The organism is Pedobacter sp. D749 (genome assembly GCF_019317285.1).
In the GTDB taxonomy this organism is placed as follows: domain Bacteria; phylum Bacteroidota; class Bacteroidia; order Sphingobacteriales; family Sphingobacteriaceae; genus Pedobacter.
The window spans coordinates 4,835,783-4,858,330 of the sequence record NZ_CP079218.1; the positions used below are offsets into that span (position 1 = coordinate 4,835,783).

Below are 22,548 nucleotides of genomic sequence, written 5' to 3' on the forward strand. Positions count from 1 at the left end.
CTATATTTACTGCTCCGTACATTAAAATCCATATAAAAAAAATGGCTAGATTAAATCTACTGGAGGAGACACGTTTCGAGAAATTACTTGTAAGCGTGTTCGAAAATCCAAAAATTGCTTCAATTAATGTAGCACATCGCATTGCCGAGCTCATTAAATCAAAACAAGCAAGCAACACACCTGCAGTACTGGGCTTAGCAACAGGTGTTACCCCAATTGCAGTTTATGCCGAACTGGTTAGACTGCACAAAGAAGAGGGCTTAAGTTTTAAAAACGTAATTACTTTTAACCTGGATGAATACTATCCAATGGCGCCAACTGCAGCGCAGAGTTATGTAACGTTTATGAACGAAAACCTCTTCAATCATATCGACATCGACAAAAAAAATGTTCACATCCCTGATGGTACGCTTGCACTGGAAGATATTCCTGCTTTCTGTCTGGAATACGAAAAGAAAATCGGCGATCTTGGCGGTCTTGACATCCAGATTTTAGGAATTGGCCGTACAGGTCACATCGGATTTAACGAGCCGGGTTCTGCGCCAAATTCTGGCACACGTTTAGTCACCTTAGATGATTTAACACGCCGTGATGCTGCACGCGATTTTGGTGGAAAAACCTTTGTACCAACAAAAGCCATTACCATGGGTATTGGTACAATTTTCAAAGCAAGAGAAATTATATTAATGGCCTGGAGCCGTAAAAAAGCTTCAATCATCAAAAAAGCCGTTGAAGGCGAAATTTCAGGTGAGGTTCCGGCAACATACCTTCAACTTTCTGAACATGTAGAGTTTATCCTCGATGCGCCTGCAGCTTCAGAATTAACCCGTTTTGATACGCCATGGCTGGTTAAAGACTGCGTTTGGACTGATGCATTGATCCGCAAGGCAGTGATCTGGCTGGCCAACACATTAAAAAAACCGATCTTAAAGTTAACGGAAGACGATTACAATAATAACGGTATGGCGCAACTGGCTACTGAAAAAGGACCAGTTTATAACATCAACATCCATATCTTTAATAAATTACAACACACCATAACTGGCTGGCCGGGTGGTAAACCCAATGCTGACGATTCTCAGCGTCCGGAAAGAGCCGAACCAGCTAAGAAAAGCGTGATTATTTTTTCTCCTCACCCGGATGATGATGTGATCTCGATGGGCGGTACTTTTCTACGTCTGGTTGATCAGGGGCACGATGTACATGTAGCTTACCAAACTTCGGGTAATACGGCAGTATGGGATGATGACGCACTTCGTTTTGTGGAGTTTAATGTGGATTTCACAGAGAAAATGGGCATGGACAATACGCACTTAAAGGAACTTTATCACAAGATGCGGGCCTTTATTGAGCAGAAAAAACCAAATCAGATTGATACTCCCGAGATCCAAACGGTTAAAGGACTCATTAGAAAAGGCGAAGCTATTGCCGGTGCAAGATATTGCGGTTTAGAAGATGACCATATTCATTTCCAGGCGCTTCCTTTCTATGAAAGCGGAAAAGTTCAGAAAAATCCGGTAACTGATACCGATATTGAACTTACAATAGCCTTATTGCAACAAGTTAAACCTCAACAGGTGTATGCTGCCGGCGATTTTGAAGACCCTCATGGAACGCACATTGTTTGTTTCAAAATTATTTTAGCAGCATTAAACCGATTACGTAAAACTGAAGCCTGGGCGCAAAATTGCTGGTTATGGATGTACCGTGGCGCATGGCATGAATTTGAAACTTATGAAATCGAAATGGCGGTTCCAATTTCTCCACAAGAGCTTGAACGCAAGAAATATGCGATTTTCAAACACCAGAGTCAGAAAGACAGGGCAGTTTTCCCTGGTGATGACTCAAGAGAGTTCTGGCAACGGGCAGAGGATCGTAACCGTGAAACGGCAAAGGCTTATGACGAACTCGGACTTGCAGAATACGAAGCTATGGAAGCTTTTGTTCGCTGGAAATTTGAAGACTAGTTTAAAATAACACCAATCCTGCTTTGTTCGCTCAAAGCAGGATTTTTTTTACCCAACCTGCGAAGTCTCAAAGGGCAAGAGCGCAGAAAGACTTCGTAGGTTTAATGAAAAACTTACGAAACTACTCTACCACACTATCTTAGATAAACTGCGTAAGTATTACTCGCTTTGTTTTATTCTAATTTTTTTATATATTCAATCCAATTAGTCTTCCCTAATTAATTATTCAATCAATTAGAATATGAAAATAGAGGAAGGCGGCTGTTACCACATTTACAACAGGGGAAACAATAAGGGTAAAATCTTTTTTGAAAAAGGAAATTACGTTTTCTTTTTAAAGCAATTTAAAAATTATGTCTTACCCTCGGTTGATGTATTTGCTTATTGTTTAATGCCAAACCATTTTCACTTTTTTATCAGGATAAATGATGGGGTGAATTATGAAAAGGGAATTAAAAACATGCTTATTTCTTATACTAAGGCAATAAACCAAAGCTATAACAGGGTTGGAAGTTTATGGCAAGGACGGTATAAATCGAAAAAAGTTGATTCTGAAGCTTATTATACCCGGATCATTATTTACATACACCAAAACCCATTAGCTTCAGGATTGGTAAAAAAAATGGAAGATTACAATTATTCTTCTTTCAGTTCATATTTATCAGACGATCTAAGTTCAATCTGTAAATCCGAAGTTTTAGAATGGTTTGGTGGCTTTGCAGGCTTTATAACTGATCATAAGTTTAAATGAGTTTCGCGTTGGCCCAAATTCCGAAGTCTTAATGGGCCGAGCGCAGAAAGACTTCGGAAGTTTTTCCAGACATTCCATAGACTTACGAAGTTAGCCTTTCACGGCTGTCCACCTAAACTTCGCAAGTAATTTCTCATTGTAATTACCAAAATATCTTTTTTTGGAAAGCAGTGTCTGCAGTTCTTCGGTCACTATAGTCCTGCCCTTTGCTTAATCCCGATAAAAAACGATAAAACAAATTAATCTTAAATCGGGATAACGCTGCCGGTCAGGTTTATTGAACATAAGTCTTTGCCGTTATGATCCCGACTTTTTTCAGTGAAACAGTCTGACCTAATCAAACTTCTCCGTGTTTCCGAGCCTCCGTGGCAAAAAATAAATATTTATCCAGCTGTCATGCTGAGCGCAGCGAAGCATCTATTCAACACAGGGGCTCTAACTACATAAAACACACCTAACAAAAGATCCTTCACTTCGTTCAGGATGACAGATCTGATCCCGCCAAGTCTTATTTATTTCTCATTCTAAAAACAATACTCTAAATTAGTTTGCTGAACCCAAATAAGCGAATCATGACCGAACCTAAACAACGATTGCTATCGCTGGATTTTTTTAGAGGATTAACCGTCGCCGCGATGATCTTAGTGAATAATCCGGGCAGTTGGGGCCATATTTATGCGCCTTTAGAGCATGCAGAATGGAACGGATGTACGCCTACTGATTTGATTTTCCCATTCTTTTTATGGATTGTTGGCGTTTCTATTGCCTTTGCCATGAGCAGTAGCAAAGCAGATCCATCTACACATCAAAAAACAATGATTAAAGCCATTAAACGTGGTATTATACTTTATTTACTTGGTTTTTTCCTCGCTATCTTCGGAAAGATTATCAGTGCAATTATGGATAACAGATCCATCTGGGAGGCCTTTCAAACCGTTAGATTGTTGGGCGTTTTGCAAAGGATAGGCATTGTTTTCATCATTAGCAGCATCATTTTTATTAAGGTTTCCAACAAAACCATATTTAAAACATTAATTGTAATACTGGCCGTTTACTGGGCACTAATGACCTTTATACCAGTTCCTGGAGTTGGGTACCCTAACCTGGAAAAAGAAACCAACTTAGCAGCCTGGATAGATCGCGGAATTTTAACAGAGGCACATACCTGGGCTTCATCAAAAACCTGGGACCCGGAGGGAATTTTAAGCACGTTACCAGCGATAGGGACCTGTTTATTTGGTATTCTCGTTGGGGTTTGGATGCGCAGAAAAGATGTAGACAATCCAACTAAAGTGGCCTGGTTATTTACCACGGGGATTGCGGCAGTTGTTTTAGGTTTACTTTGGGACCTGCAGTTCCCGATTAACAAAGCGTTATGGACAAGCTCTTATGTGTTATATGCCGGTGGCCTGGCTTCCATCGGGTTGGCACTCTGTTACTGGATCATTGATGTACAGGGCTACAAAAAATTTACCACTCCCTTTGTTGTGTATGGTGTGAATGCCATTACCGTTTTCTTTCTGGCTGGATTAATGCCAAGAGTATTAAACCTGATCCAGATTACCGATGCAGATGGTACTGAAACAGGATTATTGGTTCGGTTCTACGAAACCTGTTATACGCCATTTTTTAGCCCAATAAATGCTTCTTTGGTTTGGGCTATAACCTATGTATTGGGTTTTTATGTATTATTATATTTTATGTACAAAAAAAACATTATTATTAAGGTTTAGTAAAAAAATGCTATAATTGATTATCCCTCTCTTTAATTGAAAAAGAAAACTACCATATATGATATCGCCAAGGCGCTCAATATTACAGTATCAACTGTTTCCAGGGCGCTTAGTGGCTTTCCGGCAATAAGTGATACCACCAGAAAGGCTGTTGTTGAAATGGCTAAAAAATTAAACTATAGCCCAAATAAACTCGCATCAGCACTAAAATCCGGTAAAACCCATATCATTGGTGTAATTGTGCCAAGCGTACAGGCGCATTTCTTTGCATCTATTATCCATTGCATAGAGGATGGCCTGAAAGACAGCGGCTACCGCGTAATTATCTATCAATCTAATGAATCTGTTGAGAATGAAATTAATGGCGTAAGAACATTATTAGAAGCACAAGTAGATGGCATTATGGCTTCAATGTCTTTAGAAACGGAAGACATTTCGCACTTTGGTGAAATTATTAAGCAGAATAAGCCCCTTATATTATTTGACCGTGTAAATATAGATTTAAAAGTTCCGACCATCACACTTGACGATTTTAAGGCAGGCTATATTGCTACAAAACACTTAATCGATCAGGGTTATCAAAAAATTGCATTTATAACCACTGTTCACCAGATTAAAATATTTAACGATCGGCTGGAAGGCTACAAAGCAGCCTTATCAGACCATAACCTTCCGCTAATAGAAGACCATATTATTTTTGGTGGTTTATCCATCAAAGACGGGCGATTTGGTGCAGGTAAATTAATGCGCAGCCGCAATAAACCCGATGCTATTATTGCTGGTGATGATTTTACGGCGCTGGGGGTAATTAAAAAATTAAAAGAGATCGACGAAACACCACCTCAGGTGGGTGTAATTGGTTTTGCCAATGAAGCATTTTCCGCATACATCACCCCTAACCTATCAACAATTGACCAGCATGCCTCGCAAATGGGCCAGGAGTGTGCTAAAATGTTTCTGAAAATGATAAACCAGGAGAACCCATATACCAATATGGAGCATATTGTGCTTGATCCTGGTGTTGTAGAAAGAGAATCGACCAACAAGAAGATTTAAACATATTATTCCTTTGCTAAAGGAATTTCAACGCCAACAGGTCCGCTGGGCTCACTTTCATTTTTTAATCGATCTAATGCCGTTACGAGATAGCTGTACCGTTTTCCACTTTCTACACTGGTATCAATGAATGAAAGATAATCTTCAAAGCTTATTTTAACAATGTTTTTAGGGTCAAGTATCGAAATTTTCTCTCCTTCATTAAATCGGTAAATTACAAATCCCGAAGCCGTTTCCCCATCTTTAGCCTTTAACGGAAGCTGCCATTTTAAATGCACACCATCTTTTAGTGCATCAGCTGTTAATGCCTGAGGCTCGTTTGGCGGCACCTCATCCAGCCACGGCATTTGCGGTGGCAGAGCAGGGTATTTATAAAGATCATTCTTTAGCGAATCGCCAACTGCCTTTGCAACCGTACTTAATGATTTAGAACTAAAAAATACACTCCCCTGAATTCGGTTATTATCTCTCAGGTACCTGATCTGTCTGGGTATTTCGCTCAGGTTTTTCCAGGCGGCTTCAGCCCGCGAATTTACCAGGTAAGCACCCTGCCCAATGTAAACATGCCTGCCAAAGTTATTATTGCTCCACCAATCAACTAAAACCCCATAAGGTGCAACTCTTCTGGTAAACGTAAAATAAATTTGAGGATTAATGTAATCTACCCAGCCTTCTCTAACCCATTTACGGCTATCGGCAAAAAGCTCGGCGTAATTAGATAAACCACTGGTAGCAGAACCTTCGGGATCTTCGTATTTATTTTTCCAGATCCCAAACGGGCTGACCCCAAATTTCACCCATTTTTTATAATGGTGAATACTATCATCCAGTTGTTTAATCAACATATCGACGTTATTACGCCTCCAATCTTTTATATCGGAAAAATTATTAGGGTATTTGTAAAAAGTATTACTATCATTAATCGTTTGCCCCTCTAATTTATAGGGGTAAAAATAATCATCGAAGTGAATACCATCAACATCATAACCCTTTACCACGTCTAAAATTACCTGAACAATATATTCCCTCACATCCGGAATACCCGGATCAAACTGCTTTTTACCCCCATAGGTAAAAAACCAATCGGGATGTTTACGATAAGCATGATTTTCGCTTAACACAGTCGAGCTACTCATACTGGCTCGATAAGGGTTAAACCAAGCATGGAGTTCCATTCCCCTGAAGTGGGCTTCTTTAATGGCAAAAGCCAAAGGATCATAACCAGGAGCTGGCGCCAAACCCTGTTTCCCCATCAACCATTGGCTCCAGGGTTCTCTGGATTTTGCATAAAATGCATCGGCTGCGGGCCTAACCTGCAAAATAATGGCATTCATCCCCTGGCTTTTATGTCTTTCTAAAATACCGATCAGTTCCTGCTTTTGCTGATCAACACTTAAACCCGGCCTCGATGGCCAGTCAATATTGGTTACAGTTGCCACCCAAACACCTCTAAACTCCCTTTTTGGTGCAATTTTTGCTAAAGGTTGTGCATTTAATATATAAGGTAGTACAGTTAAGGATAAAAGTGCGTATAGGAAGTTTTTAAGCATTATTTGTGTCTTATTTTTTATTCAGGTTGTGTGTTTGTGTAAATTTGAATACAAATGAACATTAGCAATTAAACGATTTTTTTTAAAAACTCTTATAAGTTTATTAAAAATTTTAATTTGCGCCCTGCTAAAATTAATTGTGTACCCCATTTACCTATGGAGAGCAAAAGTATATTAATTTACAGAAGATACAGCGTTATTAAATGGAACCACAAAAGATTAATAAGGGTGATAGAAACAAAATTTACTTCCTGGTCATCGTTATTGCTGCTTTAATAGGCACAAATGCTTACTTGTTTTTTAAAGATCGAAAGCAAAGTGAAAAATTTGTTACCGTTAGTGCAGAGAAAGATAAACTAAGGCTTGAGGTAGAAAAGATTGAGGTTGAGTTGGATAAGGTTAATGCATTGAACCTTGATTTAAATGATAAGCTTGTTGAGGAACAGAAGCTTGCCCGGGTAAAAATTGAAGAACTTAAAGTGGCTTTAGCAAAAAACCAGATCACCCAAGCCGAAATTGACAAGGCAAATGCACAAATTAATGAGCTGAAAACATTTGTAAAGAACTACAATGATCAGATTATTCAGTTACAGAAAGACAATATTTTTCTAAAAAACAGTCGCGATAGCTTACAGAATACGCTGAGAAACATCAGCAACAGGGCATCTAACTTAGAGAACGAAAACTCGAATTTAAATGCGAAAGTTAAAACTGCCGCAGCATTAAAGCTACAATCGGCCGAAATTATTGCTTTCAGAACAAAATCAAGCGGCAAAAAAGTCGAAGTGAGCAAATCGTCTACAGCTGAGAAATTAAGCGTGCGCTTTAACGTTGTGCCGAATCATTTAGCAGAAAAAGGACATCATAACATTTACCTTCGGGTATTTGATCCGGCAGGGAATCTGCTTGCAGATGAGGGAAACCATTTTGAGGCTGACGGGCAGGATATGCAATTTAGCCATTCTATTTTTATCGACTACAATAACGATGACAGCACCTATGTTATCGACTGGGCAAACCCAAAGCCATTTATAAAGGGCATATATACCGTAATTTTATATGCTGATGGCAATACCATGGGGAAGGCCCAAGTGGAGCTGAGATAATTCACCATCTTTACCAATCTACCTTTTTTAATTTATGCTAACGGAAAGTTCAAATAGAACGTTGTTCCCAGGCCGCTTATAGAAGTAAACTTAACTGAACCGCCGGCATTTTCTACGGCCTGTTTTACAAATGCCAGGCCTAAACCTGTACCTGATGTTTTGGTAGTGAAGTTAGGTACAAATATTTTATCATGCAGAGCTGGTGGTATACCTTTTCCATTATCCTTTATTTCTATATATGCATTTTTCGCATCTACATATACAACAATGGTAATGCAGCATAAGGTTTCTTCATCTATAGCTTCTATCGCGTTTTTAAGCAGGTTATTAAACGTCCTCAACAACTGATCGTGATCAGCCATGATTTCGATATCTTTGTCGCTTTTGTTGAGCACATCAATAGTAACGTTTTCGGTGCTTTTAAATACCTCTCTTGCCTGCTCAATAATTGGAAGTAAAGAAAGCCGCTCCAGCTTGGTATCAGGCATTTTTGCAAAATTAGAAAATTCAGATGCGATTTTCGAAAGACTATCAATCTGTTCTATAAATGATTTACTAAACTTATTAAATTTAAGTTCGAAGTTTGGATCCTTCTCCTTCCACGACTTCTCTAACAATTGAACACCTAATTTTAAAGGCGTTAGTGGATTCTTGATTTCGTGAGCAACTTGTTTCGCCATTTCGCGCCAGGCACTCTCTCTTTCCGATCGGGCCAGCTTGATTGCACTATCTTCTAAGGCCGAAATCATATGGTTATATTCCTTAATTAAAGAGCCGATCTCATCATGCCTGCGCCATACAATAGGCTCATTCTTTTGCCCTATTTTAGTTTTACTGATACTTTCCTGAATAAAGGTTAAGGGATTGGTAATCTGATTAGCCAGAAATACAGCCAATACACCAATAGCCACAAATACCAACGCGTAGAGATTAATCAGGTTACTTACAAAAAGCGCAAGTTTATCACTATACTCCTCTTCGTTAGAATAGTTCGGCAAACCAATATAAGCGATTGTTTTGTTCTGCGCATTCCTGATGGGGGCATATGCAGCAGCATAAATTAAATTCCCAATATTCTCTTTAGGATTAATATATTCTGACCGATGTAAACCACTTAAAGAAAAGAAGGCTTTCGGTCCCATTTTTTTACCGATAATTTTATAATTATAGAGCTTGGGATAGGTCGTCATGATCAGGCTGCCACTCAGATCATATAAATTTAAATCGGCATTATTGATATCGGCAAAATTGTTAAAATCTGCTGCAGCATTCTCATCGTTTTCAATAATGCCACTACTAAAAACCTGCTTTTCGAAATTCTGCTGAACCTTCCTTATTTTATCCTTTAATATCGCATCTTGCTGCCCACGATACTCATTGTTCATATAGTAGTAAGTTCCCCAACCCACAATAACCAGCGTTGCCACTACAGCCAATACAATAGATACCTGGATTCTGGTTTTATACAAAATCTTGTTGGCATTGATCATTAAAGATCTGTTGATACTGAACCAGCCTACCTTATCATCATCAAGGTTTTTAATTAACCATATTAACCCATAAAGTAACAAGGAGAAGATAATAAATATCAGAAAGAAAAACGACAGCGCGGCCAAACGTTCTACATAATCCACCTTCTCTTTACTAATCACAACCATCTTGCTATCAGTAGGTTTGTAAATTAAATGGCTGTAATGAAGCTCATCATCATTACTGATTATAAAATCGTCCTTTTTGCCTTTAAACGCGCTTCCATCTAAAGGATATGTATAATTTCCAGACTGATTAAGCAATTTATTATTGCTATATAAGGCGATGGAATAACCTTTAAAATCTTCGTCTTTAATGAATTTTTGATCTCCCAGGAGATCGGGCAGCCGATTATTATAATTATATGGCTTCGACCGTAGTTCGATAACAATTGTACCCAATAAACTGCCACTGTTTACAACCGAAATGATCCCAAAGTAATCCTGATAACCAAAAGTATTGTTTACCTGATAAAAAAAGTTAGATCCATCTATTTTAACAGAGCCAGCTTCTACCAGGTTTTTATACTTATTAATGGGTGGCGTATCAGAATTTTCCATTGCAGCTCCCGTTTTATCGTATGGATAAATCTGATAATCGTATCGGTTTAAATAGCCATCCAAATAATCCTTAATATGATTTTTGAGCACCGCATAACCACCCTTCCGGTTTTGACTAAAATAGCTTGTTAGAAAAGTATCTTTAACAATTTCATCACCTAAAGTACCTAAAGCAACAATTGCATTCGGATCTTCTGACGATTGCACTTTTCTGGCCAAAGGCTCGCGCAAACTTCTTTCTTTAATATCTTTATACTTGGTGTACTTAATAGAAGTGTTAAAAGCCAGACAGAAAAATACAATGGCAAACATGCCGATTGAAAAGTTCTTCTCTTTTAAATAAACTGCCCGTGCTACTATAAATAACACTAGCGCAAAAACGATAAAAAAGGCATTAAAATCTACCAATAACTTGTAAATAAAAACGCCGGCAAAGCCGATGAGGAAAATAATAACCCGCTCTTTATTGCTCACATTTAATTGACTGCTTATCGTTGCCGAGACAGCTGTTATGAGGTAAATCTGAAACCAGGCTAAACATAAAATTACAATCCCTACCCAGCTGGTCCCGCTAAGCTTAAGGATATTAATGATATCGAAATTAATTTTTGAGTTAAAAATCAATCCGAAGAAAATATCATCGGTATCCCAAACAATCCGGCCTATAAACACCATTAATCCGGCCTGAATAACAATTCCAATTATTTTACTACGCTTAATCCATTCCGGAAATTTATATTGTTCCTTATGGTTATACATAAACAAGAGTAACCAGGTGAGTGCGATGACGTTCAACAGGAAATCGCCTAAAGAAGGCATCAGGAAATTATCTGCATATATTCTTGGATCAAACAGATCTAAGTTAAACCTGTGATTAAACCAACCGTAATATAAATCTGTTAACCTAAAGGCTAAGAAGAAAAACAACAGTAAAAAAGTACCCCAGGCAATATGTCCACGCCTGGCAATAAACGAACTTAAAGAGTTAAAAAACATGCAGATGCATAACATACCTGCAATAAACAGCCATAATTGCGTACCAGAATAATGGGTTTCTGCATATCCTGGCTTTACTTTTAGCCCGAATAAAAATTTATTTTCGAGGTTTTTTATTACATAAACATCCTTGTCTGTAAAAGAGGCAAATGTTAGTATTTTTGTTTTGGATAAAACAGGATCAATATTATTCTTAAAATACTTTGTTTCTTTAAACGGATATTGAGATTGAATAGTGATTAGGAAAATAAGGCTGAAATTTCCCTGGGTACTTTTAATCACCTCGTACCAGCCATTATAAAAAAACAGTACTGAACTGCCTTCTTTTATGGTAGTTGGATCTATTTCAGAAACCTTATAACTACTCCAAAACTTAAGCTGATTATTTTGAAAGGTTAATAGATTTATTCCATTATTCTCGCGAAAAGATGTAATAAAATCAATTGCATTTTTAGGATTCAGATGAAATTGTTTGGCTTTGGCAACTTCCTGCTTATTGGCCAAAAATGTTTGTACAGCTTTCTCTTTGATTAAAATCTTCTGTTGAATTTCTTCTGCATCGTGTTCTAACAGCTCACCCCTGGTGGTAAACCTGCTTAGCGAAATAGAAGTTACCATGAGGCAACAGCCCAAAACAAGCAATAGAAATCTTATTTTTACACCAAAGCTCATTTTCATCTACGGATAAAGATATTAAATATTGATAAAAAACAACGCCATAAACAGTTAAGTTTATGGCGCTAATATTCTATTTGAATAAATTAAGCTATTACAGCACTACTTGTCTGTACTTCGCGGCTTACTTTCTTAACCAATCCCTGTAATACATTCCCAGGGCCAACCTCTACAAATTCAGTTGCGCCATCTGCAAGCATGTTACCTACTGTCTGTGTCCAACGCACAGCACCGGTTAATTGTTTAATTAAATTAACTTTTATTTCAGCTGGATCTGTATAGGGCTTAGCATCAACATTTTGATAAACAGGGCAGATTGGTGATGCAATATTAGTGGCTTCAATAGCCGCTTGTAATTCGATTTTTGCCGGCTCCATTAAAGGAGAGTGAAAAGCACCTCCTACGTTTAATTTTAACGCTCTTTTTGCTCCGGCTTCAGTTAATTTGGCACAAGCAAGATCAATACCTTCTATGCTGCCCGAAATTACCAATTGCCCGGGGCAGTTGTAATTTGCAGGGACCACTACAGCATCAATTTCGGCACAGATTTTTTCAACCACATCATCAGCTAAACCTAAAATAGCTGCCATGGTTGATGGTTGTGCCTCACATGCTTTTTGCATGGCATTTGCCCGGGCAATAACCAGTTTTAATCCATCTTCAAAGCTTAATGCATCTGCAACCACTAAAGCAGAAAATTCGCCTAAAGAGTGACCGGCAACCATATCTGGTTTAAAATCATCGCCTAACACCTTGGCTAATATCACCGAATGCAAAAAAATCGCTGGCTGGGTTACATTGGTCTGCTTAAGCTCTTCATCTGTTCCGCTAAACATAATATCGCTAATGCGGAAACCGATAATTTCATTGGCTTGTTCAAATAATACTGCGGCTTTGGGATTTTCGTAAAGATCTTTACCCATACCTACAAACTGTGCTCCCTGTCCGGGAAAAATATATGCTTTCATACCCCTTAATCCCCTAAAGGGGAAATTAAATATTTTTTAAATGTTATCGTTAAATCCACACCCCCTTAAGGGGGCAGGGGGCTAATCTAAACTCGCTGTAATCAACCTCAAAAACTCAGACCTTGTTTTATCGTTACTTAAAAAAGTTCCTGTAAAGGCAGATGTTGTAGTTACCGAGTTTTGCTTTTGTACGCCACGCATAGACATACATAAGTGCCTGCACTCAATCACCACTGCAACGCCCATGGGGCTAAGGGTATTTTGAATACAATCTCTAATCTCGTTCGTTAAACGTTCCTGTACCTGTAAACGACGTGCAAAAGCATCAACTACACGAGGAATTTTACTTAAACCCACAATGTGTCCGTTAGGAATATAAGCAATATGTGCTTTCCCGAAGAACGGCAACATGTGGTGTTCGCACATCGAATACACTTCAATATCTTTAACCACCACCATTTGACTGTAATCCTCTTCGAACATGGCTGATCTTAGGATTTCATCGGGTTTTAAATCGTAGCCATGTGTTAAATATTGCAATGCTTTAGCCACACGTTCAGGCGTTTTTAATAAACCTTCGCGCTCAGGGTTTTCTCCTAGCTGACTAAGAATATCTTTATAATGTGTAGCTACAGCTTCAATTTTATCTTCATTGTAACGGTCTATTTTTACATAACCGTCTTTTGATTCGCCTTTTAATACGTCTTTATTGCTCATTAATTTAGGTTTTTAACCAAAGTACTCAACAAAATTATTTTCGGTTTCGTAGATTTTTACGCAATGTAAAACCGCGCCGCTCTCTGCAATAGGAGCCCAAAGTTGTTTCCAGATTTCAATGGCCAGATTTTCGGTCGAAGCCAGTTTACCTTTCATAAAATCTACATCAAGATTTAAATTTTTATGATCAACTTTATCTACCACATAATCGTTCATTACGTCTTTCAGCCATTTCAAATCAACCAGAAAACCTGTTTCCGGATTCACTTCGCCTTTAACGGTAACATATAACCAATAGTTATGGCCATGCCAGTTTGGGTTGGCACATTTACCATAAACTTCATTATTTTTATCATCATCCCAATCGGTACGGGCCAATTTGTGCGCCGCATTAAATGATGCTTTTCTCGTTATGTAAATCATTACTATAAAATAAAATGCAAATATACGGATAAAATGGATGATGGAAGAGGGATAATGGACGATGTAAATATACTCCCCTTCCATATCAGCTTGTGTCTTTCTTTCCTTTGATTACACGGATCTCCCTTTCCATCATCCATATTCCATCCCACGTCTTACATTCCTCCTATTTCCTTAACTTTACTTTATGAAAACTTTAATTGTTGCTGCTACTAAAGCCGAACTTACCTTCTTTTACCAGCATTTTAATTTACCGGACGGAGATTTTGTGGAAAGTAAAAATTTCGATTTGCTGATTACCGGAGTTGGGATGGTAGCAACAGCCTTTGCCCTGGGTAAACATCTTTCATCAAAATATAGCCTTTTGGTAAATTTCGGCATTGCCGGAAGCTTCGACCGGAATATCGCTTTAGGTACAGTATTAAATATTACTGAAGATACTTTTGCCGAACTGGGTGCCGAAAATGGAGATGAATTTTTAACCATAAGTGATTTAGGTTTTGGGGAGAACCATTATTCCCCGAAGACACAAAAAAGCCTTAACCTGCCTATAGCAAAAGGCATAACTGTGAACTGTGTAACGGGAAGCGAAAAAAGCATCAAAAATTTAATCAAGAGGTTAAATCCAACGACTGAAAGTATGGAAGGTGCGGCTGTTTTTTATGCCGGTAAACAGTTAAATATAGATTGTTTACAGATTAGAAGTATATCGAATTATGTAGAACCGAGAAATAAAGACAATTGGAAAATTGGTTTGGCCATTAAAAACTTAAACGATTGGGCCATTGCTTTTGTTGGAGAAATGAACTGATTATGACTGATTAGTTTACAACAGTACTTAATTTTGATTTATGAACCTGACACAATTAAAATAATTATTTTAATTGTCAAAGGCTCCATCTAACAACTGAAAACAAAAAAATAAATAGATGAAACTTACACTTGGATTTTCTCCCTGCCCTAACGATACCTTTATTTTCGATGCGCTTATTCACCATAAAATTGATACGGAAGGGTTAGAATTTGAGGTTTCTTACGATGATGTAGAAACCTTAAACCAAAAGGCACTCAGGGGCGAATTAGACATTACTAAACTAAGTTTTCATGCATTTGCCTACGTAGCCAACCAATACGCTTTATTGGATGCAGGCAGTGCCCTCGGATTTGGTGTAGGCCCGCTATTGATCAGTAAGAAGCATTTTAATGGCGAAAACGACACTGAACTCCAAATACCAGATTCCAAACTGAGGGTTGGAATACCAGGAAAGTATACTACTGCGAATTTTTTGTTGGGAATTGCTTATCCCCATTTACAAAACAAACAGGAACTTGTTTTTTCGGAAATTGAATCGGCTTTGCTTAATGAGCAAATTGATTTAGGACTGATTATCCACGAAAACAGGTTTACCTATCAGGATAAGGGATTAAATAAAATTGTTGATTTAGGCGATTATTGGGAAAAACTAACGGGGTGTGCCATTCCATTAGGCGGAATCGTAATTAACCGTAATTTAGACCATGATCTGCAGTTAAAAGTAAACCGTTTAGTTCGCCAGTCGGTAGAGTTTGCCTTTGCACATCCACAATCGGGGATTGATTTTATCCGCCAGCATGCCCAGGCGATGGAAGAAAGCGTGATGTACAAACACATCGAATTATATGTGAATAAATACAGTATAAACCTTGGCGAAGAAGGCCGAAAAGCAGTTGATACCTTATTTAAACTGGCGCAGGAACGTGGAATCATTCCTGCTATTCAGGAGAATTTGTATATTTAATTCGTCCCGTCATCTCGACCGCAGTGGAGAGATCTAATTTTTTCATGAAAGCCCCTGAAACAAGTTCAGGGTGACGACGCGGTGAAAAGGTCCATCTAAATAGATTTCTCGACTGCGTTGCTCTTCGCTCGAAATGACGATAGTGTGGAACATTTCAACGTTACAACATCCAACATTTAAACACCGTGCTAACTCACCAGCAACTTATAACCTTTTCCGTGTACGTTAATAATTTCTACTGTCGGATCGGCCTTAAGGTACTTGCGCAACTTACTTAAAAACACATCCATACTTCTCCCATTAAAGTAATTATCATCATGCCAGATACTTAACAATGCTTCTTCACGGGTTAAAACGGTATTCTTTTTCAAACACAATAAACGCAACAGCTCAGCTTCTTTGGTAGAGAGTTTTTGCTGATGATCACTATCGGTAATAATCTGGGTAGTATAATCGAAATGATATTGACCGATAGAAAACTGTGTTTCGGCGGTCTCATCGCTGTTATCTGTTTTATTGGCTACACGTTTAAACATCGCATTAATACGCAGTAAAAGCTCTTCTATACGGAAAGGTTTAGTGATGTAATCATCACCACCTAAATCATAGGCCGCAGATTTATCTTCCAGCATGGTTTTAGCCGTTGCAAAAATAATGGGCACTTGTGTATTTACCTTCCTGATTTCTTTACCCAAGGTAAAACCATCTTTTTTGGGCATCATCACATCTAAAATACATAAATCGAAGTTTTGCTTATTAAATGTTCTCAATCCATCCTCACCATCGGTGCATAATACTACATCAAACTTGCCTTTTAACTGCAAATAGTCTTGTAACAATAAACCTAAATTGGGGTCGTCTTCTACCAGAAGTATTTTTTTCATTTTCTTGTTTTTATTCAATAGTAGCATTCGCCACATTGGGAGTTTGATTGTGAATATGCATAACGGTTTAATTGATGCTGTAGATTAAATTAATTACGCCACAATACAAACCATAACCCGTTCAATTTTAATATATCAATAAAGCAGGCTTTTATAAAGGTAAAGATATTTCGAACGTTGTTCCTTTATCTTTTTCGCTACTTACCTTCACCGTTCCATTTAGTTTTTTAATAATATCCTGAACATAATTTAAACCCAGACCAAAACCTTTAACATCATGTAGATTACCTGTTGGCACCCTATAAAACTGATCGAAAATCCTTTTAGACTGCTCTTTGGTCATACCTATTCCTTTATCTGCTATTTCGATAATTAAATTCTTGCCGGCATTGCGGGTCCTAATGGTAATTTCCGGCGTATCACTACTATATTTATTCGCATTATCAATTAGGTTATAAATTACATTGGATAGATGCAGCTCATCGCCATATATAACGGCATTTTCTGCATCGGTATGCACATTAATAATGGCATTCCTTTTCTGCAGCTGCAATTCCATGCTATCCAACACAATCACAATTAAATCGTTCACATCTACGTCGGTGTTCTCCATTTTAAGCTCACCCTTTTCTAAGCGGGCAATACTTAAAACACGTTCGATGTGACTTCCCAGGCGAACATTTTCATCATAAATAATCCCCGCCAAACGTTTTAACCGGGCTTTATCTTCTGTCACCTCCGGATCTTTTAAAGCTTCACTGGCAATCATAATAGTAGCCACAGGCGTTTTAAACTCGTGCGTCATATTATTGATGAAATCTGTTTTCATTTCCGACAGTTTTTTCTGCTTTAAAATAGCATAAAGCGTATAAGAGAAGATAAAAACAAGCACCAGCAACAGGCTAATTGATGAGGCTAGTGTAACACTTAGATTAGCTATAATAGCCGAATTTTTATTCGGGAAACTAACGTAGAGCATTCCGGGATCGCGAAAAATATCGTTGCCAAACAAAGGTGTTTTATAGGTGTTTTCGGGTAAAAACTCTCCTTTAACGTTAGAAGCCGCCATAAAAATGGTCGAATCTTTTCTGGCTAACGAAACCCGGTAAGAAGGCACTAATGAAATATTATTGGCAAGGAGCTCTTGCTTTAATAAACGGTCTAAAGAGCTAAAATTAATGCGTTTATAAATTGGCACATTTGTTTCCTGCAGTTCTTTAGACACATCCTCAACCATGCTTAACCTTGTATACGAAAAAGTATCTTTGCCCAGCGCTGCTATTTTTAGTTCTAAATGCTTTTTAGCAATCTCATCTTCCCGTTTAAACTTTTTCTGTAAGTCGCTTGGTATTTTCGGAACATTGGCAAAACCCGGGCTACCATCCCTCGGATCGAAAACCAGGTACCTTAACGTATCGGGCAAACTTTGTAAACTTTTAAACTCGAATGCTTTTGGCGGCGTAGAAAAAGGCTTGGTACGCATGCTGTAACCTTTAATAATCAGACTTTTCATGTCCACGAAAGCATCCATCTGCAGGTCGAGCTTATCGCCGTTTTTCGAGGTTAAAGAACTGTATTCTTTTTCTGAAATTACATCAGGTGCACGGTAAGCGTTACGTATAATACTATCTTGCTGGTTAAGGTAATTTTCGATCTGATTTTCGCGCTCAACCTGGCGAAGCTCAGCCTCCTGTACATATTGCTGTCTTAAATCTTTAATATCAAGCACACGCTGCCTCGAATCCTGGAGCTGTTTCAGCTTGTTTTCTGCATCTTTGCGGTTGAGGTGATCGGCAACATTTCTACGTTGTATTTTATTAACTACCGAAGTTAGCGTTTGATTTACCTGCTCGTCAAAAAGCTGGGATTTTAGTTTATACGATTCCCGGATGTAATACAATTGCATTACAAAAACGCCCAGTAGCGCTACCGTCATTAAAACCGTAATTAACCAAAAACTTCTTTTCTTCATGAACTGGATTGGTTTTTAAACTAAAAAAACCCGGGCATAATCTTCTTAAATCTAAATAGATATCAAAAATACTGAATAGCTAAGCCAAGTGTTTGTTTTTAACATATTTTAACAGCGCGAAGCATTGGGAGACTTCCGAAGTTTGGTGGTTGCCTTAGACTTCCGAAGTTTACCCGGCCTGAGCCACACCAAACTTCGGAAGTCTGGCATGGGCAAAAAAAATGCCGAGGCTAGGCCTCGGCATGGTTCAAAATTGTTTGCTTAAAAAAGACTCTTTATTTAGAAAGGCAAATCATCATCTTCACCTGGCGCATTGCTTACATCAACCGGAGCTGCATAAGCTGGCGTAGCTGCCGGAGCACCTGCTGCAACTGCATTGATACGCCAAATAACCAAACTGTTAAAATATGATGTTTTACCCGCTTTATCTGTCCAGGGGCGACCACGTAAATTAAAGAAAACCTCAACCTCATCTCCTGCCTTAAATGTATCTAATAATGCAGTTTTATCTTGTAAAGCCTCAAAACGAATATATTCTGGGTATGTTGGATTTTCTGCGTATTCTACTATTAAATCACGTTTTTTAAACGTTTCACTTACTTGTTGTGTGGCACCTACTTCGTGTACTTTTCCTTTAATTTCCATAACTAATACTACTTAATGTACTATAAACATCAAATCTCTATAATTTTATTGATAACTTCGCATATATTATGATGCAAGTTTTCCACAATAAAAGCAAGGTAATTATTACCTGCAACAAGCGCCTTTCGCCTTATTTACAAGAAGAAGTTACAGCTTTAGGTTATACCATCGAGCGGTCTTTTGCTACGGGTGTTGAGCTCAACATCACCCTTACAGAGTGTATTAAGCTAAATTTAAACTTACGCTGCGCCAGTCAGATTCTATATGCTATAAAAAGTTTCAAAGCCATTACACCAGATGATTTATATAAAGAAATTGCAGCAATTGAGTGGGAAGAACTGATTGATTTTTCGGGTTACTTCTCCGTAACCTCAAATGTTGATAACCCAAATATTACTACGCCGCTTTTTGCAAACTTAAAAGTAAAGGATGCCATTGTAGACCGTATGAAAGAGAAAAAAGGCATCCGCCCTAACTCCGGATCGGACGCAAACAAAGCAGTAGTGCATTTATACTGGAAAGATGCCGATGCGGATGTTTTTATGGATACTTCTGGCGAAACGCTGGCCAAACACGGTTACCGGAAAATTCCAGGAAAGGCACCTATGTTAGAGGCCTTGGCAGCTGGGGTTATTTTAGCAACCAACTGGGATAAAAAATCGCCATTTATTAATCCTATGTGCGGCTCAGGAACATTAGCTATTGAAGCAGCCCTTATTGCCACCAACCGTGCCCCGGGATTATATCGCATGAATTATGGTTTTATGCATATATTAGGTTATAACGAAGAAGATTTTTTCGCTGAGCGCAGAATTTTAAAAGACCAGGTAATTAAAAATATTGATCTTAAAATTATAGCTTCCGATTTGTCGGAAGATGCGGTTGAAGTAACCCGTAGAAATGCTAAAACCGCAGGTGTTGATACTTTAATTGAATTTGAAGTTTGCGATTTTGAATTAACACCCGTTCCTGAAGACGGCAAAGGTGTTGTTGTTTTCAACCCTGAATATGGCGAACGCTTAGGTGTACACAGCAAGCTGGAATTGACGTATAAACGCATGGGCGATTTTATGAAAACGAAATGTAAAGGTTATTCGGGATATATTTTCACCGGAAATCCTGACCTTGCAAAGAAAATTGGATTAAAAGCTGCTAAAAAAGTAGAATTTTATAATGGTAAACTAGACTGTCGTTTACTAGAGTATGAATTATATGATGGCTCTCGCCGGACGCCACTAATTGAGGCCTAGTCTTTTTGATTGAAAATTAATATATTACACTCTCTTACGTACCATAACGTAAAAATTTTGAAAAAATATGGAATTTGATGACATGGATCATATGCCCGAATGGGAGCATTTTAGCCGATTTGGCCGGGATGATGAAGATGAAGAAAACCTATCAAGTGTTGATGCCGAAAAGGTTAGGCTGAAAGTAACCAGGGCTAAAAGTCTTTATAACCAGGCAAGAGCCGTGTACAAATATGCCGCCCTGTTCTGCGAAACACTGGAGGGAGAGATGGCCGAAATGACAGCCAACTTAATTATGCAGAATGCACTGATGCTTTGCCCTAAAATTGTTGGAGCAGAGGGTGCAGATATGTATATTTTGAGAATGGAAAATGCTTCTATTATCCGAACCAACTGTCGTGAATTAGAAACCCAGGTAAGAGCGGCAGATATGTTCGAAATCTGCACTCCGGAATATAAAGACATTGTTTTAGACGAAATTGAAAAATTTCGTCTACTCTTTATCGAATGGGTTAAACATTTCGAAAAAGATGAGTTTGAAGATGACTGGGGGTTATATTAACCTTTGCAGTTAATTTCTTACCCCAATCTTTTCTCTGGCAATTTTGTCCGTAACTAACACATATCTTTAAATATCCCGCATCGCTCCCATTCCCTTTCATCTCTCTAAAAAAATCACTTTAACAACCTTCCGATCAACAAAAACAAAACGCCTAAACATTTTATGCCGTTTTTTGTTATCATATTTAGTTGTCTTTCCCGGTTCGTATAATTCTTAATAGTGCTAAAAATTTACATTTTTAAAATCTATAGGAATAAAAGTTTCGTACGTAATAAAAAACATTAAAAATTTATCCCTTTTATGGAAAATGTATTGGCTTTAAAGACAAAAAATGTTGCCGGGAATATCAGAAAAATTAGAGAATACAGAGACTATACTCAGGATTATCTCGCGGCGAAATTAAAAATTTCTCAAAATGCATACAGCAAGATTGAGTTGGGCTATAGTAAACTTACTATCGACCGTTTATTTCAAATCGCAGCAATTTTAGAAGTTGAAGTCTCTCATTTATTGACCCTCAACCACAATGATTTAATTAAAATTATTGCTGATGACGAACGCAGAACAACGGCCGTGGGTTAATTCCCGGTCGTTGTTGATATCATTTCTTTTACCCTGCAAATAATTCCAATACCTTTGGGATAAATTTAGAACTATGCAGGCTACCATCCAAAAAACCATCGATTTTGTTCAGAAAACACTTGCCAATGCCGAAGCAGGGCATGATTGGTTCCATATCGAACGTGTTTTTAAAACGGCTCAAACCATTAATCAACAAGAAAATGGTGATGAACTCGTGGTAGCCTTTGCCGCATTGCTACACGATATTGCTGATCCTAAATTCAATAACGGTGATGAAGAACTGGGACCAAACATGGCTGCTTCATTTTTAGCATCAATTGCTGTTGAAACTGAGGTTATTGCGCATGTTAAGTTAATTATACAGAACATGTCGTTCAAAAATAGTTTTGATGGTTCAGGTTTTACTTCAAAAGAAATGCAAATTGTACAGGATGCGGATCGTTTAGATGCTATTGGAGCTATTGGAATTGCCAGGGCATTTACCTATGGAGGATTCAAAAACAGGGTGCTTTATGATCCGGCTATTTTACCGGAAGTGCACCTTAACAAAGAAAGTTATAAAAATACAACTGCCCCTACGATTAATCATTTTTACGAAAAACTACTCCTGTTGAAAGACATGATGAATACAGAAGCTGGAAAAACAATAGCAATAGAAAGGCACAATTTTATGCTGCTCTACCTGGAACATTTTTATAAAGAATGGGAAGGCAAATAACTCACAGCAAGACTATTTAAAACCCAGATCTTTGTAGCTGGCGGAAAAGGCATAACTTTTAAAAAAAAATCTTTTTTAAACCACTGGACGAAATTAATCTTTGGCATCAGCCCTTGCTGGACAGA

19 protein-coding genes are annotated in these 22,548 nt (G+C 38.1%); 11 read left to right on the plus strand and 8 right to left on the minus strand.

From position 1 onward, the window contains the following. Positions 1-41: 41 nt before the first annotated feature. From nagB to KYH19_RS19760, 4 genes are all read left to right on the plus strand, one after another. A complete protein-coding gene (gene nagB, locus KYH19_RS19745; RefSeq protein WP_219076348.1) occupies positions 42-1,967 on the plus strand; it encodes a glucosamine-6-phosphate deaminase in 1,926 nt (641 codons plus the stop codon). A 241-nt stretch (positions 1,968-2,208) separates the two neighbouring features. Further along, positions 2,209-2,718 (plus strand): transposase, encoded by a 510-nt coding sequence (locus KYH19_RS19750; RefSeq protein ID WP_219076349.1) that lies wholly within the window; start codon positions 2,209-2,211, stop codon positions 2,716-2,718. 572 nt (positions 2,719-3,290) lie between these two features. Continuing rightward, positions 3,291-4,451, plus strand: coding sequence for an acyltransferase family protein (locus tag KYH19_RS19755; RefSeq protein WP_219076350.1), 1,161 nt, complete (start codon positions 3,291-3,293; stop codon positions 4,449-4,451). Between the two features lie 36 nt (positions 4,452-4,487). After that, positions 4,488-5,507, plus strand: a complete 1,020-nt coding sequence (locus KYH19_RS19760) for a LacI family DNA-binding transcriptional regulator (protein WP_219076351.1) — start codon at positions 4,488-4,490, stop codon at positions 5,505-5,507. A gap of 5 nt (positions 5,508-5,512) precedes the next feature. Here KYH19_RS19760 and KYH19_RS19765 read toward each other — a convergent pair whose 3' ends face one another. Continuing rightward, positions 5,513-7,057 (minus strand): glycoside hydrolase family 10 protein, encoded by a 1,545-nt coding sequence (locus tag KYH19_RS19765; RefSeq protein ID WP_219076352.1) that lies wholly within the window; start codon positions 7,055-7,057, stop codon positions 5,513-5,515. A 203-nt stretch (positions 7,058-7,260) separates the two neighbouring features. On the opposite strand from KYH19_RS19765, the gene KYH19_RS19770 reads away from it, so the two are divergent. Further along, a complete protein-coding gene (locus KYH19_RS19770) occupies positions 7,261-8,163 on the plus strand; it encodes a hypothetical protein (RefSeq protein ID WP_219076353.1) in 903 nt (300 codons plus the stop codon). Positions 8,164-8,195: 32 nt separating this feature from the next. Here KYH19_RS19770 and KYH19_RS19775 read toward each other — a convergent pair whose 3' ends face one another. From KYH19_RS19775 to KYH19_RS19790, 4 genes are all read right to left on the minus strand, one after another. Beyond that, positions 8,196-11,927, minus strand: a complete 3,732-nt coding sequence (locus KYH19_RS19775) for a HAMP domain-containing sensor histidine kinase (protein WP_219076354.1) — start codon at positions 11,925-11,927, stop codon at positions 8,196-8,198. A gap of 83 nt (positions 11,928-12,010) precedes the next feature. Further along, complete coding sequence (gene fabD, locus KYH19_RS19780; protein ID WP_219076355.1) at positions 12,011-12,892, minus strand: ACP S-malonyltransferase; 882 nt, start codon at positions 12,890-12,892, stop codon at positions 12,011-12,013. An 81-nt stretch (positions 12,893-12,973) separates the two neighbouring features. Next, positions 12,974-13,609, minus strand: coding sequence for a GTP cyclohydrolase I FolE (folE, locus tag KYH19_RS19785; protein ID WP_219076356.1), 636 nt, complete (start codon positions 13,607-13,609; stop codon positions 12,974-12,976). A gap of 12 nt (positions 13,610-13,621) precedes the next feature. Beyond that, the gene (locus KYH19_RS19790; RefSeq protein ID WP_029274209.1) at positions 13,622-14,032 is read right to left on the minus strand and encodes a 6-carboxytetrahydropterin synthase; all 411 of its coding nucleotides are present in this window, start codon (positions 14,030-14,032) and stop codon (positions 13,622-13,624) included. Positions 14,033-14,219: 187 nt separating this feature from the next. On the opposite strand from KYH19_RS19790, the gene mqnB reads away from it, so the two are divergent. After that, positions 14,220-14,843 (plus strand): futalosine hydrolase, encoded by a 624-nt coding sequence (mqnB, locus tag KYH19_RS19795; RefSeq protein WP_219076357.1) that lies wholly within the window; start codon positions 14,220-14,222, stop codon positions 14,841-14,843. Positions 14,844-14,961: 118 nt separating this feature from the next. Then, positions 14,962-15,810 carry a menaquinone biosynthesis family protein gene (locus KYH19_RS19800; protein ID WP_219076358.1) on the plus strand — a complete coding sequence of 283 codons (849 nt, stop codon included), beginning with the start codon at positions 14,962-14,964 and terminating at the stop codon, positions 15,808-15,810. Positions 15,811-15,998: 188 nt separating this feature from the next. Here KYH19_RS19800 and KYH19_RS19805 read toward each other — a convergent pair whose 3' ends face one another. The 3 genes from KYH19_RS19805 to KYH19_RS19815 all read right to left on the minus strand — a co-directional run bounded on the left by KYH19_RS19805 (position 15,999) and on the right by KYH19_RS19815 (position 19,311). Continuing rightward, complete coding sequence (locus tag KYH19_RS19805) at positions 15,999-16,694, minus strand: response regulator transcription factor (RefSeq protein ID WP_219076359.1); 696 nt, start codon at positions 16,692-16,694, stop codon at positions 15,999-16,001. Positions 16,695-16,845: 151 nt separating this feature from the next. Further along, positions 16,846-18,666, minus strand: a complete 1,821-nt coding sequence (locus tag KYH19_RS19810; RefSeq protein ID WP_219076360.1) for a sensor histidine kinase KdpD — start codon at positions 18,664-18,666, stop codon at positions 16,846-16,848. A gap of 279 nt (positions 18,667-18,945) precedes the next feature. Beyond that, complete coding sequence (locus tag KYH19_RS19815; protein ID WP_057933226.1) at positions 18,946-19,311, minus strand: DUF3127 domain-containing protein; 366 nt, start codon at positions 19,309-19,311, stop codon at positions 18,946-18,948. Positions 19,312-19,382: 71 nt separating this feature from the next. Between KYH19_RS19815 and KYH19_RS19820 the strand changes: the two genes are divergently transcribed. The 4 genes from KYH19_RS19820 (at position 19,383) to KYH19_RS19835 (ending at position 22,423) form a co-directional block, all read left to right on the plus strand. Then, positions 19,383-20,561 carry a class I SAM-dependent RNA methyltransferase gene (locus tag KYH19_RS19820; protein WP_219078972.1) on the plus strand — a complete coding sequence of 393 codons (1,179 nt, stop codon included), beginning with the start codon at positions 19,383-19,385 and terminating at the stop codon, positions 20,559-20,561. Positions 20,562-20,628: 67 nt separating this feature from the next. After that, entirely contained in the window at positions 20,629-21,123 is a 495-nt protein-coding gene (locus tag KYH19_RS19825) for a hypothetical protein (protein WP_193419536.1), read from the plus strand. 300 nt (positions 21,124-21,423) lie between these two features. Then, positions 21,424-21,705 carry a helix-turn-helix domain-containing protein gene (locus KYH19_RS19830; protein ID WP_219076361.1) on the plus strand — a complete coding sequence of 94 codons (282 nt, stop codon included), beginning with the start codon at positions 21,424-21,426 and terminating at the stop codon, positions 21,703-21,705. A gap of 73 nt (positions 21,706-21,778) precedes the next feature. After that, complete coding sequence (locus KYH19_RS19835; protein ID WP_219076362.1) at positions 21,779-22,423, plus strand: HD domain-containing protein; 645 nt, start codon at positions 21,779-21,781, stop codon at positions 22,421-22,423. The last annotated feature ends 125 nt before the right edge of the window (positions 22,424-22,548 follow it).